This is a genomic window from Pseudomonas sp. TZ252 (assembly GCF_056110345.1).
On sequence record NZ_CM148566.1, the window covers coordinates 3,018,505 to 3,034,117 of the forward strand.

At 66.8% G+C, this 15,613-nt stretch carries 16 protein-coding genes; 5 read left to right on the forward strand and 11 right to left on the reverse strand.

Annotated features, from left to right (window positions below):
- Positions 1–21: 21 nt before the first annotated feature.
- Together ACYAF3_RS13865 and ACYAF3_RS13870 are read right to left on the reverse strand one after the other, a co-directional pair.
- Positions 22–1,671, reverse strand: a complete 1,650-nt coding sequence (locus ACYAF3_RS13865; protein WP_073663949.1) for an NCS1 family nucleobase:cation symporter-1 — start codon at positions 1,669–1,671, stop codon at positions 22–24.
- A 347-nt stretch (positions 1,672–2,018) separates the two neighbouring features.
- Positions 2,019–2,945, reverse strand: a complete 927-nt coding sequence (locus ACYAF3_RS13870) for a LysR substrate-binding domain-containing protein (RefSeq protein ID WP_033956671.1) — start codon at positions 2,943–2,945, stop codon at positions 2,019–2,021.
- An 87-nt stretch (positions 2,946–3,032) separates the two neighbouring features.
- Between ACYAF3_RS13870 and ACYAF3_RS13875 the strand changes: the two genes are divergently transcribed.
- Complete coding sequence (locus ACYAF3_RS13875) at positions 3,033–3,509, forward strand: GNAT family N-acetyltransferase (protein WP_003084777.1); 477 nt, start codon at positions 3,033–3,035, stop codon at positions 3,507–3,509.
- Positions 3,510–3,587: 78 nt separating this feature from the next.
- On the opposite strand, the gene ACYAF3_RS13880 is transcribed toward ACYAF3_RS13875, so the two are convergent.
- Complete coding sequence (locus ACYAF3_RS13880) at positions 3,588–4,538, reverse strand: LysR family transcriptional regulator (protein WP_003160882.1); 951 nt, start codon at positions 4,536–4,538, stop codon at positions 3,588–3,590.
- A gap of 103 nt (positions 4,539–4,641) precedes the next feature.
- Between ACYAF3_RS13880 and pcaD the strand changes: the two genes are divergently transcribed.
- Both pcaD and ACYAF3_RS13890 read left to right on the forward strand, forming a co-directional pair.
- Positions 4,642–5,439, forward strand: coding sequence for a 3-oxoadipate enol-lactonase (pcaD, locus tag ACYAF3_RS13885; RefSeq protein ID WP_003105224.1), 798 nt, complete (start codon positions 4,642–4,644; stop codon positions 5,437–5,439).
- Positions 5,440–5,481: 42 nt separating this feature from the next.
- Positions 5,482–5,925 (forward strand): hypothetical protein, encoded by a 444-nt coding sequence (locus ACYAF3_RS13890; protein ID WP_003160881.1) that lies wholly within the window; start codon positions 5,482–5,484, stop codon positions 5,923–5,925.
- Between the two features lie 47 nt (positions 5,926–5,972).
- On the opposite strand, the gene ACYAF3_RS13895 is transcribed toward ACYAF3_RS13890, so the two are convergent.
- Positions 5,973–8,150, reverse strand: a complete 2,178-nt coding sequence (locus tag ACYAF3_RS13895) for a malate synthase G (RefSeq protein WP_003105217.1) — start codon at positions 8,148–8,150, stop codon at positions 5,973–5,975.
- 306 nt (positions 8,151–8,456) lie between these two features.
- Here ACYAF3_RS13895 and ACYAF3_RS13900 point away from each other — a divergent pair, with 306 nt between their 5' ends.
- Both ACYAF3_RS13900 and ACYAF3_RS13905 read left to right on the forward strand, forming a co-directional pair.
- Positions 8,457–8,900, forward strand: coding sequence for a GNAT family N-acetyltransferase (locus tag ACYAF3_RS13900; RefSeq protein ID WP_003160880.1), 444 nt, complete (start codon positions 8,457–8,459; stop codon positions 8,898–8,900).
- A gap of 31 nt (positions 8,901–8,931) precedes the next feature.
- Entirely contained in the window at positions 8,932–9,447 is a 516-nt protein-coding gene (locus ACYAF3_RS13905; RefSeq protein WP_003084789.1) for a glycine cleavage system transcriptional repressor, read from the forward strand.
- A 689-nt stretch (positions 9,448–10,136) separates the two neighbouring features.
- On the opposite strand, the gene rarD is transcribed toward ACYAF3_RS13905, so the two are convergent.
- The 7 genes from rarD to ACYAF3_RS13940 all read right to left on the reverse strand — a co-directional run bounded on the left by rarD (position 10,137) and on the right by ACYAF3_RS13940 (position 15,597).
- Complete coding sequence (gene rarD, locus ACYAF3_RS13910) at positions 10,137–11,033, reverse strand: EamA family transporter RarD (RefSeq protein ID WP_003103301.1); 897 nt, start codon at positions 11,031–11,033, stop codon at positions 10,137–10,139.
- Between the two features lie 202 nt (positions 11,034–11,235).
- Positions 11,236–12,210: a serine/threonine protein kinase gene (locus ACYAF3_RS13915; RefSeq protein WP_003084794.1), complete on the reverse strand. Its 975-nt coding sequence runs from the start codon at positions 12,208–12,210 to the stop codon at positions 11,236–11,238.
- Between the two features lie 61 nt (positions 12,211–12,271).
- Positions 12,272–13,030 carry a TOBE domain-containing protein gene (locus ACYAF3_RS13920; RefSeq protein ID WP_003084796.1) on the reverse strand — a complete coding sequence of 253 codons (759 nt, stop codon included), beginning with the start codon at positions 13,028–13,030 and terminating at the stop codon, positions 12,272–12,274.
- A gap of 67 nt (positions 13,031–13,097) precedes the next feature.
- Positions 13,098–13,418: a YfiM family lipoprotein gene (locus ACYAF3_RS13925; RefSeq protein ID WP_003103307.1), complete on the reverse strand. Its 321-nt coding sequence runs from the start codon at positions 13,416–13,418 to the stop codon at positions 13,098–13,100.
- Between the two features lie 41 nt (positions 13,419–13,459).
- On the reverse strand, positions 13,460–14,185 hold the full coding sequence (locus tag ACYAF3_RS13930) for a ComF family protein (RefSeq protein WP_012613519.1): 726 nt from the start codon (positions 14,183–14,185) through the stop codon (positions 13,460–13,462).
- 138 nt (positions 14,186–14,323) lie between these two features.
- Complete coding sequence (locus ACYAF3_RS13935; RefSeq protein ID WP_003084806.1) at positions 14,324–14,617, reverse strand: hypothetical protein; 294 nt, start codon at positions 14,615–14,617, stop codon at positions 14,324–14,326.
- A 53-nt stretch (positions 14,618–14,670) separates the two neighbouring features.
- Positions 14,671–15,597 (reverse strand): LysR family transcriptional regulator, encoded by a 927-nt coding sequence (locus ACYAF3_RS13940; RefSeq protein WP_003118849.1) that lies wholly within the window; start codon positions 15,595–15,597, stop codon positions 14,671–14,673.
- Positions 15,598–15,613: the final 16 nt, after the last annotated feature.

The window sequence follows — 15,613 nt, forward strand, 5'->3', positions numbered from 1 at the left end:
CCCAGGCCGGCCAGGTATCCGTCAGTGCTGCACGCTGTCCACCGCGATCGCTTCGCCGGAAACTTCGCGGTAGGCCGTGCGGCGCTTGGCCAGGGCGTAGTGGATCAGGCCGGCCAGGCCGGCGCCGAAGAACCAGGAGAACGGCGATAGCTCGGCGAATGCCGGCAACAATGCCAGCAGGGTGGAGATGATCGCCGCCGGGACGAACGCGGCGATGGCCCGCGGGTTCACCCCTCGCGCGTAGTGATAGGCGCCGGCGCGGCTTTCGGTGTACAGCTCCGGCAGGTTCACTCGGCCTTTCCGCACCAGGTAGTAGTCGACCATGATGATCCCGTACAGCGGGCCGAGCAGCGCGCCGAGGCCGCCGAGGAAGTAGAGGATCACCCCGGGGCTGTTGTACAGGTGCCAGGGCAGGATCAGCACCGCGATGGTCGCGCTGATCAGCCCGGCGCGGCGGAAGTTCAGCAGGTTCGGCGCCAGGTTGGTGAGTACGTAGGCCGGGGCGACGAAGTTGGCCATGATGTTCACCGCCACGGTGACGATCAGCAGCGCCAGGCTGGCCAGCACCAGGAAGAGGGTGTCGGGGATCGCGGCGACGATGTCGGTGGGGCTCTGGATGAGCTGGCCGTCGATCCTGAACTGGGCGCCGGCGAGGACCACCGCGAACAGGCCGAACAGCAGGATGTTCACCGGCAGCCCCCAGAAGTTGCCGACGCTGATGGTGCGGCGGTCCGGGCAGCCGCGGGCGAAGTCGCAGAAGTTCAGGATCATGGTGCCGTACAGGGTCACCCAGAACGCCGCACCGCCGAAGATCTTCAACCACATCTGCGAACCGCTCATGGGTTCGCCGCTGGACCAGGCGATGGAGGCGCCGGCGCGCAGGTACATCCAGGCGGCGAGGGCGGCGACGGTGAGCAGGATCACCGGTCCGGCGAAGGATTCGTAGCGACGCACCATCTCCATGCCGTAGGCGAAGATCAGCAGTTGCACGCACCAGATGGCGACGAAGGTCGCCCAGCCCAGGCTCGACAGGCCGAGGATGGCGTCCTGGTCGTAGGCTGCGAGCCCCGGCCAGATCGCCGTCAGCAGCACGCGCAGGACGATGGAGGCGAGATAGGTCTGGATGCCGAACCAGGCGATGGCGATCACCGCGCGGATCAGCGCGGGGAGTTGCGCGCCGTGGATGCCGAAGGCGATGCGGCACATCACCGGGTAGGGCAGCCCGGTCTTCTGGCCCATGTAGCCGGACAGGTTCATCAGTCCGTAGACCATTAGCGCGCCCAGGGCCAGCGCGGCGAGGATCTGCGCACCGCTCATGCCGAGGGCGAAGAGGCCGATGGCGAAGGAGTAGTTGGCGATGTTGTGCACGTCGTTGGTCCACAGCGCGAACAGGCTGTAGCGTCCCCAGCGGCGCCCTTCGGCCTTGGTCGGGGCGAGATCGGCGCTGTACAGGCGCGGGCTCAGCGGCGGCAGTTCGGGGCCGGCGTGATGGCTGGCGCGTGGCAGGCAGTCGAGACTGGCCGGAGTGCCCAGGTCGAGCAGTGAGGCGGAGAACTCCGCGCTCCGCTGACCGGCGCGCGGCAGGCTGTCGAGGCTTTCCAGGGTGCCGAGGTCGAGCAGCGAGGGAGAAAACTCGCGGGGCGAGGCGGGCGGCTTCGGGGTGCTGGACATGGCGGTCTCCTCCGGCAGTCGGAAGAACTCGGCGCGAGGTCGGGTTCGTCTGTTGTTTTTGTATACAAGAATTTCGAAGATTTAAGCCAGTTATGTGCCAACCGATCCTCGACCGAATTTTCCGCGCTCTGCGGAAACCGGCCTTTCGGCGGCAAGCCCCTGAAACCGCTTGGGAAAAAGCTGTCGCTTCGATCAGGTAAGAATTTCGAACCGATTCATAGGCTTATGCGGACGGACGAGGGAGAGGGGAAAAAAGCGGGACGCCAGGAGGCCGCATTGGGAAAATTGTGCACAATAATTGTGCCCAGTGTTACCGCCGCGCCCGTCGACGGTGCGCGGCGCGAAGCTCAGCCCGTCCGGGAAATATCCAGGCCCTTCAACTGCCCGATCATCCACGTATGGGCGTCACGCCCGACATGCTGGACGTGGCTGTAGAGCCGCAGCACGTAGGGCGGAATGTCGAACGGCGCGGGATACAGGGCGAGGCCGGCGGCTTCCGCCAGGGCCCGTGCGGCATGTCGCGGAGCGGTGAGCAGGAAATCGGTGGAGCCTGCCAGGAACAGCGCCGCCAGCACCGTCGGCAGTTGCACCGCCACTTCGCGACGCAGGCCGGAGCGGGCCAGCAGCCGGTCGATCACCCCGCTGTCCTCGTTCCACGGCGTCACCACCGCATGCCGTTCGGCCAGGTAGCCCTCCAGCGTCGGCGCCCCGGCGAGGCGCGGGTGGTCGCGCCGCGCTACCACCACGTAGCGGTCGGCGAACCAGTCATGGGCCTGGATGCCTTCGGGCAGGCGCTCGTGTTCCTCGTCGTAGCCGAGGGCGAAATCGATCCGCCCGCTGGCCAGGGCCTCCACCGACAGCTTGCGTTCCGCATTGACCAGGCGCAGGCGCACTCCGGGCGCGCTGTGCTGCAGGCGGTTCATCAGCGGCGGAAGCAGGGCGAAGGCGGTGTAGTCGGTGGCGGCGAAGACGAAGGTGCGCTGGCTCTGTCCCGGTACGAACGGCCGCCACTCTTCCAGCCCCTCGCTGAGGGCGCGCAGAGCGGCGGCCACCGCAGCGGCCAGGTGCTCGGCACGCTGGGTCGGCTGCATGCGGTTGCCCTGGCGCAGGAACAGCTCGTCGTCCAGCCCCTGGCGCAGGCGCCCCAGCGCATGGCTGAAGGCCGAGGCGCTGATCGCCAGTTCGCTGGCTGCGGTGCCGACGTTGCGGTGGCGATACAGGGCGTCGAAGACAAGCAGGAGGTTGAGATCGAGGCGGCGCAGCAGGGGATGCATGTTATTCAGTTGCCGATGAGAAGAATGCACTTCATGCATCTTAGCAGTCGCACTAGGATGGCCGGATCCCCCACCGGAAGGTTGCCCATGACTCTCGAAATCCGTCCCGCCGTACCGGCCGACGCCGAACAGATCCTTGCCTTCATCATCGAACTGGCCGACTACGAGCGCGCCCGCCACGAGGTGGTCACCGATGTCGAAGGCATCCGCCGCAGCCTGTTCGCCGAAGGCTCGCCGACCCGCGCGCTGATGTGCCTGAGCGAGGGCCGGCCGATCGGCTATGCGGTGTATTTCTACAGCTACTCGACCTGGCTGGGGCGCAACGGCATCTACCTCGAAGACCTCTACGTCACCCCGGAATACCGTGGCGTCGGCGCCGGTCGCCGGCTGCTCCGCGAGTTGGCCCGCGAGGCCGTGGCCAACGACTGCGGACGCCTGGAGTGGAGCGTGCTGGACTGGAACCAGCCGGCCATCGACTTCTACCGCTCCATCGGCGCGCTGCCGCAGGACGAGTGGGTGCGCTATCGCCTGGATGGCGAGGCGTTGCGCAAGATGGCGGAGTAGCTGGCGGCAAGCCGACGTTGATGCCGGGGGAGTGTGTGGGGGTAGGGCGAATAGCGCCTGGCGATATCCGCCAGTTTCTCACCGAGGACGCCTGGCGCCTGCCGAGTCATCGCCACCGGTATCCATGCCGCTCTCCCGTAGCGCTGTAGCGTTGTCCCGCAGGAACGCCCACAGGCGTTCCGCTACCGGGCCCTGCGCGCGATCGCGCCGGCGCGCCGCCACCACCTCTTCGCTGCGTCCTGGCAGATGCGGCCCGGCCAGTGCGAGCAGGCGGCCGTCGGCCAGTTCCTCGTCTACCAGGAAGTCCGGCAGGTGCCCCCAGCCGAGGCCCTGGAGGATCACCTCTTTCTTCGTTCGCTGGTCCGGCACGCTGCACTGTCGCGCGCCGGCGAGCATGAAATAGTCCGTCGGCGGAGAATGGCGGGCGCTGTCGCGCATCACACACTGGGCGAAGGGGCGCAGTTGCTCCGGGCGCACCGGTCGCGGCGGAGGATCGCCGAGCAGGCCCGGCGCGATGACCGGGACCAGCCCGACCCTGCACAGGTCGAGCCATTCCAGGCGTGGGTCGGACTTGTCCACGCGATGCAGGATCAGGTCGGCCTCGCCGTCCAGCAGGCGCTCCAGCGGGCCGCTGACGGTTTCGAACAGCAATTGCAGGCGGGTCTGCGGCTGGCTGCCGAAGAACCCTGCGAGCAGCGCCAGGGCCGGGCGCGGCGGGCAGAGGTCGCCCAGTACCACGCGCAGCTCGCTTTCCTCGCCCTGGGCCAGGTGCGCGGCGTGGCCACGCAGCCCTTCCAGTTCGTAGAGCAGGGCCTGGGCACGCTGGTGGAAGGAGCGACCGGCGGCGGTCAGGCCGACCCGGTAGCCGCCCCGTTCCAGCAGCACCAGGCCGAGCTGGCGCTCCAGCCGGGCAACGGCGGCGAACACCGCCGGATGGGAGCGGTGCAGGCGCTGTGCGGCGGCCTGGAAGCCGCCGGCGTCGACCACCGCGTCGAAGCATTGGAGGTCGTGGAGGGTGAAGTCGTGCATGTCAGCTTCCCTGACAGAGTCGTTCCATTCTTTGTAGTTTTTCCCAGGGACCGTCGCAACTAGCCTGGCGTGCATGGCAATCACCCTGACCCCGGAGGCTCCCATGGGCAACCTGTCTTTTCTCGCTACCAGCGACGGCGCCAGCCTCGCCTATCGCCTGGATGGTGCGGCAGAGAAACCGCTGCTGGCGCTCTCCAACTCCATCGGCACCACCCTGCACATGTGGGATGCGCAACTCCCGGCACTGACCCGGCACTTCCGCGTCCTGCGCTACGACGCCCGCGGCCATGGCGCCTCCAGCGTGCCGCCGGGGCCCTACACCCTGGCCCGGCTGGGCGAGGACGTACTGGAGCTGCTCGACGCGCTGGAGGTACGGCGCGCGCATTTCCTCGGCCTGTCCCTGGGCGGGATCGTCGGCCAGTGGCTGGCGCTGCATGCGCCGCAGCGGATCGAGCGGCTGGTGCTGGCCAACACCTCGGCCTGGCTCGGCCCGGCGGCGCAGTGGGACGAGCGCATCGCCGCGGTGCTGCAGGCCGAGGACATGAGCGAGACCGCCGCGGGCTTCCTCGGCAACTGGTTTCCGCCGGCGCTGCTGGAGCGCGCCGAGCCCGTCGTCGAGCGCTTCCGGGCGATGCTCATGGCCACCAACCGGCACGGCCTGGCCGGCTCCTTCGCGGCGGTGCGCGATACCGACCTGCGCGCGCAACTGGCGCGGATCGAGCGGCCGACCCTGGTGATCGCAGGGGCGTACGACACGGTCACCGCCGCCAGCCACGGCGAGCTGATCGCCGCGTCGATTGCCGGGGCCAGGCTGGTTACGCTGCCGGCGGTGCATCTGTCGAACGTCGAGTTCCCGCAGGCGTTCGAAGGCGCGGTGCTGAGCTTTCTCGGCGCAGACTGATTACGCTATCGTCGCGCCTTTTCCCTCGGCGCAGGAGCCGACATGAACGAGCCGGGCAGTTTCATCTGGACGTGGTACGGGCAGGATGAGCATCGATGGGTCCTGCTCAGCGCAGAGGCGTTCCTGGCGCTCGATTTCCTGGCCCTTGACGGTGCCATGCAGAGAGAGACCATCGGCAGTTGCCCGGGCTGCTCTACCTGGTCGGAGAAGGTCGTGCCGTTGCACGAGTGGCTCGAAGGCTGTCCGGGTCGCCAGGCCGGGAGTTTTCGCGATGCCTTGAGGCGTGTCTGGGCGCTGTGCAACGAGCTGCCCGAGGAAGCGCTGGGCTGCTTCGACTTCGACATCTATGCCCACCCCGGATGGCAGGCGGTACGTCGAGAGGCCCGGGAGGCGCTGCGGCAGAACGGTTGGGACAGCATCCGTAGCCACGCCGAGGAGCTGCGCGACGACTGTTGGGAGCGTGTGCATGGCTACCCGAAGAAATGAAAAAGCCGCCCCTCGGGGCGGCTTTTCGTTGCGCTGCGGCGAACGGCCTATAGCCCGTTCTTCGCCTTGAACTCACGGCGGCGGCGATGCAGGACCGGCTCGGTATAGCCGTTCGGCTGCCGGGTGCCTTCCACCACCAGCTCCAGGGCGGCCTGGAACGCGACGTTGTCGTCGAAGTTCGGCGCCATCGGCCGGTAGGACGGGTCGCTGGCGTTCTGCCGGTCGACCACCACGGCCATGCGCTTGAGGCTCTCGACCACCTGCTCCTGGCTGATCACGCCGTGGCGCAGCCAGTTGGCCAGCAGTTGGCTGGAGATGCGCAGGGTGGCGCGGTCTTCCATCAGACCGACGTCGTTGATGTCCGGCACCTTGGAGCAGCCGACGCCCTGGTCGATCCAGCGGACGACATAGCCGAGGATGCCCTGGGCGTTGTTGTCCACCTCGTTCTTGATCTCTTCCGCGGTCCAGTTGGTGTTCGGCGCCAGCGGAATGGTCAGGATGTCGTCCACCGAGGCCGGGGTGCGCTTGGCCAGCTCGGCCTGGCGGGCGAACACGTCGACCTTGTGGTAATGCAGGGCGTGCAGGGTCGCGGCGGTCGGCGACGGGACCCAGGCGGTGTTGGCGCCGGCCAGCGGATGGCCGATCTTCTGCTCGAGCATGGCGGCCATCAGGTCGGGCATGGCCCACATGCCCTTGCCGATCTGCGCCTTGCCTTGCAGGCCGGTGGCCAGGCCGACGTCGACGTTGTTGTTCTCGTAGGCGCCGATCCACTTCTCCGACTTCATGGCGCCCTTGCGCACCACGGCGCCGGCTTCCATGGAGGTGTGGATCTCGTCGCCGGTGCGGTCGAGGAAGCCGGTGTTGATGAACACCACGCGATCCTTGGCCGCCTTGATGCAGGCCTTCAGGTTCACGGTGGTGCGGCGCTCCTCGTCCATGATGCCGACCTTCAGGGTGTTGCGCGGCAGGCCGAGGACGTCCTCGACGCGGCCGAACAGCTCGTTGGTGAAGGCGGCTTCTTCCGGACCGTGCATCTTCGGCTTGACGATATACACGCTGCCGGTGCGGCTGTTCTTGCGGCTGGTGTTGCCGTTCAGGTCATGAATGGCGATCAGGCTGGTGAACAGACCGTCCTGGATGCCTTCCGGCACTTCGTTGCCGTCCTTGTCGAGGATCGCATCGTTGGTCATCAGGTGGCCGACGTTGCGCACGAACAGCAGCGAGCGGCCGTGCAGGGTCAGTTCGGAACCGTCGGCCCTGGTGTAGACGCGGTCCGGGTTCATGGTGCGGGTGAAGGTGCTGCCGCCCTTGCTGACTTCCTCGGCCAGGTCGCCTTTCATCAGGCCCAGCCAGTTGCGGTAGATCACTACCTTGTCGTCGGCGTCGACCGCGGCGACCGAGTCCTCGCAGTCCATGATGGTGGTGAGGGCGGCTTCCATCAGCACGTCCTTCACGCCTGCGGCATCGGTCTGGCCGACCGGGCTGCTCGGGTCGATCTGGATTTCGAAGTGCAGGCCGTTGTGCTTGAGCAGTACCGCTTGCGGCTTGGCGGCGTCGCCCTGGAAGGCAAGGAACTGGCCAGCATTCTTCAGGCCGGTTTCGCTGCCGTTCTTCAGCGCGACGACCAGCGCGCCGTTCTTCACGCTGTAGGAAGTGGCGTCGACATGGGAGCCGGACTCCAGCGGCGCGGCCTCGTCGAGGAAGGCGCGAGCGAAGGCGATGACCTTGTCGCCGCGAACCTTGTTGTAGCCCTTGCCTTTCTCGGCGCCGCCTTCTTCGCTGATCACGTCGGTGCCGTAGAGTGCGTCGTACAGCGAGCCCCAGCGGGCGTTGGAGGCGTTGAGGGCGAAGCGCGCATTCATCACCGGCACCACCAGCTGCGGGCCGGCCATGCGGGCGATCTCGTCGTCGACGTTCTGGGTGCCGGCCTGGAAGTCTTCCGCCTCGGGCAGCAGGTAGCCGATTTCCTCGAGGAAGGCCTTGTAGGCAGCTGCGTCGTGGGCCTGGCCGGCGCGAGCCTGGTGCCAGCCGTCGATCTTGGCCTGGAGTTCGTCGCGCTTGGCGAGCAGGGCTTTATTCTTCGGCGCCAGGTCGTTGATCACGGCCTCCGCACCGGTCCAGAACGTGTCGGCAGAGACGCCGGTTCCGGGGATGGCTTCGTTGTTCACGAAGTCGAACAGGACTTTGGCGACCTGCAGGCCACCGACTTGAACGCGTTCAGTCATTGTTTGCCTCACTCTGCTCTAGACCAGCTCTGGACCCGGGCCGCACGGCCTTGTAGTCCGAGCCGCGGCATACTACATGATGCCGCGGGAAAAATCAGTGGTTACGCGTCGCGTTACGACTGGATGACGCTTCACGGTCACGTTGGCCAGGCTCAATGTTCGCAAAAAAACTGTACTTTGTTCCAGATAAATCTAAAAACAGTACACGATTTATCGCGAGCCCAACTGCGGCGCGGCGTCGCAGGATGTTTCACTGCGCTGCGAGCGCCTTGCCTATACTCCCGGAATCGCCCCAGGAGCCTCGCCATGCCCGTCCATGCCGCATCCCTCGCCGATCTCGCCGACCTGGTTCCGCTGTTTTCCGCCTACCTCGACTTCTACGAAGTGCCGGCGCCGGAAGAGCAGGTCCGCGCATTCCTCGCCGAGCGCCTGCGCCAGGGCGATTCGACCCTGTTCCTGGCCAGGGATGCCGAGGCGCGGGCGCTGGGCTTCGTCCAACTCTATCCGCTGTTCGCCTCCCTTGCGCTACGACCTTCGTGGCTGCTCAGCGATCTCTACGTCCGTCCGGAGGCGCGCCGCCAGGGCGTCGGCGAGGCCCTGATGAACCAGGCCCGGGGTTTCGCCGAAAGCATGGGCGCCTGCGGCCTGCAACTGGAGACGGCGAAGACCAACCACGCCGGGCAGTCGCTCTACGAGCGCCTCGGCTATGTCCGTAACGAACAGTTCTACACTTACTGGCTGCAGCTCTGAACTCCCATTCGTCCCAGCAGGAGGCAAGCTCATGGATCACCTGGTCCTGACCGTGATCGCCACCGACCATCCCGGCCTGGTCGAGCGCATCGCCCAATGCATCGCCTCCCACGGCGGCAACTGGCTGGAAAGCCGCATGTCGCGGATGGCCGGGCAGTTCGCCGGGATACTGCGGGTGGCCGTGCCGGCGGAAGGCTACGACGAACTGGTGGAAGGGCTACAGGGCCTGTCCAGCCACGGTATCCGCGTGCTCCTGGCGGAAAGCGGGATCGAGCCGGTATGCAACTGGAAGCCTATCCACCTCGACCTGGTGGGCAACGACCGCCCCGGTATCGTGCGTGACATCACCCGGCTGCTGGCCGAGCACGGGGTGAACCTGGAGAGCCTGTCCACCGAAGTGCGCCCGGCGCCGATGAGCAGCGAACCGCTGTTCCATGCCGATGCGCTGCTGGCGGTGCCGCTGACCCTGTCGCTGGACACCCTGCGCGAGCGACTGGAAGACCTGGCCGACGACCTGATGGTGGAGTTGGTGCTGGACGCGTCCTGAAGTTGTTCAGGAAAGCCGGGGACGGGCCTGTGGAAAAGCCTTGGGTGAAACCCTGAAGCCCAGGCGCCGCGAGGCTTGGAGGTCGTAGCGCGTTTTTTGACCAGCTGCGTTGCGGTTATTCCCAAACCAGGTGGACCAGCCTGTGGGTATTCTGTGTGGATAACCTTGCAGGCCTTTATCCATGGGCGATACAAGGGTTTGATCGTTTTCTGAGCAGCCTCTCTTGCGCTTTTGCTTGTGGATTAACCTTCGCCGCTATCGTTGCCCCTGTGCACAAATAACGTGGAGCAGTCTGTGGGTAAGCCGGGGAAAAATCCATGCAGGCCTTTATTCATCGGTATTACAGGTATCCGTACGTTTTTTGATCGATGGCTTTTCCGGTTCATCCACAGTTGCTCACAAAAGCCTTGGGCAGATTTGTGGATAAGCCTTGTGTATATCGTTGTAACCCTTGGTAAGCCTTGCATGCAGCGGTATGCTCAAAGACTGATCAGGCGCTTTGCAGGGCCTCTTCCGAAGAGTTATCCACGTGCCTGCGGAGAGGAGAAGGCAGGTATATGCACAAAGTGCGTGCATGATCCTGTGGAAAAGCCTGGGGTGGATCGCTGAGCGTCAGTATTGGCGGGGGATAGGAAGGAGTGCGTGTTTTTTCGCCAGGCTTGCGGAGTTCCGCAAGCCTGGGGATAACGTCAGCCCGGCTGGGGAAGGCGGCGCAGGCTGCGCCAGGCGTCGAAGCTGTAGACGGCCAGGGCGAGCCAGATGAAAGCGAAGGCGGTCAGGCGGCTGGAGTCCAGATGCTCGCCGAACAGCAGGATCGCCTGTAGCAGGACCAGCGTCGGCGCCAGGTATTGCAGGAAGCCCAGGGTGGCGTAGGGCAGGTGCCTTGCCGCAGCGTTGAAGCAGACCAGCGGAACCAGCGTCACCGGGCCCGCGGCGACCACCCACAGGGCTTCCGGGGTGCTCCAGAAAGCCGTTTCGCTGGTCGGCCCGTCGGCGAAAAACAGCAACCAGACCAGCGCCAGCGGCAGCAGCAGCCAGGTTTCCACCACCAGTCCGGGCAGCGCGGCGACCGGCGCCTTTTTGCGGATCAGGCCGTAGAAGCCGAAGGTCAGGGCCAGCACCAGCGACACCCAGGGCAGGCTGCCGAGTTGCCAGACCTGCTGCGCCACGCCCAGCGAAGCCAGGGCCACCGCCAGCCATTGCAGGGGACGCAGGCGTTCCTTGAGCAGCAACATGCCGAGCATCACGTTGATCAGCGGATTGATGTAGTAGCCCAGGCTGGCTTCCAGCATGTGGCCGTTGTTCACCGCCCAGACATAGGTCATCCAGTTGCTGGCGATCAGCAGTCCGCTGGCGGCCAGCACGACGAAGCGCTGCGGATTCTGGCGCAGCTCGCGCCACCAGCCCGGGTGCTTCCAGAACAGCAGCAGGACGGCGCCGAACAGGGCCGACCAGACCGCGCGCTGGACGATGATTTCCACCGCGGGAATGCGTTCGAGCAGTTTGAAGTAGAGCGGGAACAGTCCCCAGATCACATAAGCCGTCAGGCCGAGGACATAGCCCCGACGGAGGTTGGCGGTCGCCATGGAGAATCCTTGAAACGTCAGGCAGGTAAGAATGGCCGTGCACGGTATGCACGCGCGGATGACCTGTGAATTCTAGTAGGGGGGTGGCGAGCTTGTCTGCGCACAGTTCCCGCGGAAAAGCACCGGCACACTTGCCGTTCCCTCGCCTGCCACGCGGCGGGACGGATAGCGCCGCGCGCCATTCGCCCCGTCCGCAGGAGGCTCAGAACAGCCGCAGCGGTTCCTCGTCCAGCGCCGCCAGTTGTTCGCGCAGCACCAGCACCTGCTCGCCCCAGTAACGTTCGCTGCCGAACCAGGGGAAGCTCGGCGGGAACGCCGGGTCGTCCCAGCGCCGCGCGAGCCAGGCGCTGTAGTGCATCAGGCGGAGGCTGCGCAGGCCTTCGAGCAGCGGTAGCTGGCGCGGGTCGAAGTCGTGGAACTCGTTGTAGCCGTCGACCAGTTCGGCAATCTGCGCCAGGCGTTCGTGGCGCTCGCCGGCGAGCATCATCCACAGGTCCTGGAGGGCCGGGCCCATGCGGCAGTCGTCGAGATCGACCATGTGGTAGACCTCGTCGCGGCACAGCAGGTTGCCCGGATGGCAGTCGCCGTGCAGGCGGATCGGCTGGTAGGGCACCTCGGCGAACAGGGCGTCGAGGCGTTTCAGCAGGTCGCGGGCGACCGACTCATAGGCCGGCAGCAGGCTCCTGGGGATGAAATTGCCTTCCAGCAGGGTGGCCAGCGAGGCGTGGCCGAAGTTATCCACAGCGAGCGCCTCGCGGTGCTCGAACGGCCGCGTGGCGCCGACCGCGTGCAGGCGGCCGAGCAACTGGCCGAGGCGGTAGAGCTGGTCAAGATTGCCCGGCTCGGGCGCGCGCCCGCCGCGCCGCGGGAACAGGGCGAAGCGGAAGCCGGAGAATGCGAACAGGCTTTCGCCGTCGCGCGACAGCGGCGCCACCACCGGCACCTCGCATTCCGCCAGCTCGGCGGAGAAGGCGTGCTCCTCGCGGATCGCCGCGTCGCTCCAGCGGTCCGGTCGGTAGAACTTGGCGATCAGCGGCTCGCCGTCCTCGATGCCGACCTGGTACACGCGGTTTTCGTAGCTGTTGAGCGCCAGCACCCGTGCGTCGCTGAGATAGCCGAGGCTTTCCACGGCATCCAGGACGAGGTCGGGGGTCAGTTGGTCGAAGGGATGGGACATGACGGGGCATCCAAGGCTCGAAAGACCCCTAGTGTACGCAAGCCGGCGCGGGCCGGCAGGTTCACAGCGGCGTGCCGAGCAGGACCTGGGCTGGATCGAAGGAGGCGATCACCTTCTGGCCCTTCTTCAGCCCCAGGCTGGCCAGGCGTTCGCCGGACAGCAGCGCGCAGAGGGTAAGACCGCTGCCCAGGGCGATGCGCACCTCGCTGGGACCGGCCTTGGCCGCGAGGATTTCCTCCAGGGTGCCGTGCAACTGGTTCGGCTGGTCCTCGCGCGGTTCCAGCCCGACGTCCAGCCAGCCGGCCTTGATCAGCGCCAGTACCGGGCGGCCGCGACCGAGTTCGAGTTGCTCGGTGCTGGCGCGGGTGATCAGCGCCTCGATGCGTTGCTGGCCTGGCAGCTCGATGGCGATGCGGTCGTGGAAGCCTTCGCCATGGATCGACAGGACCCGCCCGTGCAATTGGTTGCGTGCGCTGGTGCGGAGCATCAGGCGGCCGATCAGGTTAAGGTCCTCGGCGTCTTCCGCGGCCTGCAACACCTGCGCTTGCAAGGCTTCCAGGCGCCGGTAGAGAGCCAGCAGGCGTTCGCCCTCGGCGGTCAGCCGGGCGCCGCCGCCGCCCTTGCCGCCGACGCTACGCTCGACCAGCGGACGCTCGGCCAGGTTGTTCAGTTCGTCGATGGCGTCCCAGGCGCCCTTGTAGCTGATGCCCACGGCCTTCGCCGCACGGGTGATGGAGCCCAGTTCGGCGATCTGCGCGAGCAGGGCGATGCGTTGCGGGCGACGGGTGACGTGCTGGGCGAGAGTGGAGAGTGCGGACATGGAGGCTTCGCTATGAGCGGACGTATACGGCGAAGGCTCCAACAGCCATGGGCAAAACGCAAGGGCGTCACTCGGCGGCCTGGTAGAGACCGTAGCCGGCGGCGGCGCCGGCCAGGTCCCAGGCGAGGTCCTTCCAGCTCCAGCCGCTGCCGGCGGAACGGCTGTCGTAGAACTCCTTGCCGACGCCGAAGGCGAGCGAGAAGCTCAGGCCGAAGCGTGCCTGGCGAGCGCCGCGCAGGCCGCGGTCGTGGGCCATCTGCATGCCCGCCGCGGCAAGGGCCGCGGAACTGGCGAAATGCAGGGCCTTGTCTTCGCCCAGCCAGTCGTCTTCGGCGAAATGGCTGCAACCGCCGAGCAACAGGCAGGCCGCGACCAGCAGTGCGCGCATGGATCCTCTCCCGTATCGGTTGCGAGGCAGTTTAGCCCAGCTCAGCCGGGCTTCGGCGTGCGCGCCAGGCAGTAGACGTCGACCCGCGCGGCGCCCGCCCGGCGCAACAGGCGGGAAAGGTGCTCGGTGGTGGCCCCGGTGGTGAGCACGTCGTCCACCAGTGCCAGGTGCAGCCCGCGAACATCGCTGGCGGGCGCCAGGGCGAAGGCGTGGCGCAGGTTGCGCCGCCGCACCGTCGCGTCCAGCCCCTGCTGGGCCGGAGTATCCAGCACTCGCCGCAGGCTGTGCGGATCGCAGTGCAGGTCCAGCTCGCCAGCCAGTCGCTCGGCGAGCTGTTGCGCCTGGTTGAAGCCGCGACGACGTTCGCGCCGAGGCGCCAGCGGGACCGGCAGCAGGCGTGCCGGGCGCGGCAGGCCTTCGGCGTAGCGTTGCCGCAGGTGTTCCGCCAGCAACTCGCCGAGCAGCCGCCCCAGCGGCCAGGCCGCCTGGTGCTTGAAGCGGTTGATCAGGCTGTCGAGCGGAAAGGCGTAGCGCCAGGGCGCGATCGCCTGTTCATAGGCCGGCGGGCGGCGCAGGCACTCGCCGCACACCTGGCCGTCCAGCGGCAGGGGCAGGGCGCAGCGCCGGCACTGCTGGCGCGACCAGGGCAGGTCGGCGGCACAGGCGCGGCACAGCGGGCGGGGCGGCTGGTCGCTGCGGGCGGCGCAGAGCAGGCAGGCCGGCGGCGGCAAAAGCCAGCGCGTGAGAGGACGAAGCGGGAACGACATGGCGGGACTTCCTGGCGGATGTCGCACCATGCAACCGCAGGCGCGCGCCGCCGACCAGCCGTTGCCAGCGGGTTCGGAACTCGCCTGTGGATAACCGAAACCTTCCTTCGCTCCTTGCGGAAACGGCCGACACGTGGATCAGTGGATGAGCCAGCTCATGACGATCAGGCCGAGCACCGTCCAGATCACCCCGCCGACTATCGAGCGGCGCATGAAGGCGCGTATACCGCTGTAGAGCAGCAACAGGCCGAGCACCAGGAAGACGAAGCTGAACAGCGATGCGTCCATGCCGATGGCCCTGGCCAGGCCGTGGAGGAAGTCGTCCATGGCGCCCCAGATGCCGCCCAGCAGGCCGGAGAGCAGGTCCACCACGAAGCGGATCGCCCTGCCCAGCATCTCGCCCAGTCCGTCGAAAAAGCCTTCTGTACCCATGAGTGTCCTGTCCTGAGTGTTCCCAGCGTTGGATCAGAGATTAGCCGCCGGGTTCAGCGCCGGCTGCTGCTTTGCTGCGGAGCGAGGAACGACTGGCGGAAGTATTCGCGGAACGCGCGCATCCCGGCGCTCGCTTCGGTGTCGCGGCGCCAGGCCAGGCCGACGCTCATCGACGGCACCGGGTCGACCAGCGATAGCGTCTCGATGCGTTTGCCTTCCAGCGACCAGGGCCGGTACACCAGGTCGGAGAGGATGGCCACGCCGGAGCCGTTGGCGACCATGCTGCGCACCGCTTCCACCGAACTGGTATGGAGGATCACCTGTGGCCGGTGGCCGCTCTGTTGCCAGTAGCGCAGCGCGCTCTGCCCGGCCTCGTCGACGGTGAGCATGATGTAGGGCTCGCCGGCCACGTCGGCAAGGCCCAGGTCGGCCTTCTCGCCCAGCGGATGGCGGCTGGGCAGCCACAACCGGCGCTCGGAGTTGAACAGGGTTTCGGCGGCGATCCCGGGCTCGGTGAGATTGCCGGTGAGCAGCACGGCGATGTCGTAGCGACCGTCGAGGAGGCCGCGCTCGATGCTGGCGCGCTCGTCCTCGAACAGTTGCAGCTCCAGTTCCGGGTACCACTGCGCCAGGCGTTGCAGGTGGTGGGGGAGGAAATAGCCCATCACGGTATAGCTGGCGGCGACCTTCAGGGTGCCTTCGACCCGGGTGTCCGGTTGCGGGCTGTTGAGCGCGTCGTCGACGCTGCGCTGGATCGAATAGGCGTGGTTGAGGAAGTGCCGGCCGCTGTCGGTCAGGTTCATGCCCTGGGCCGTGCGGGTGAACAGGGCGACGCCGAGCATGCCCTCCAGTTCCTGGATCGCGCTGGTCACCGCCGACTGCGAGATGTTCAGGTGGATGGCGGCCTGGGATATCTGGCCGAACTCGGCGGTGGCGATGAAGTAGCGAACCTGGCGGAGGGTCAGGGCCATGGGGAGCATCCGGAGGAGGTATCTG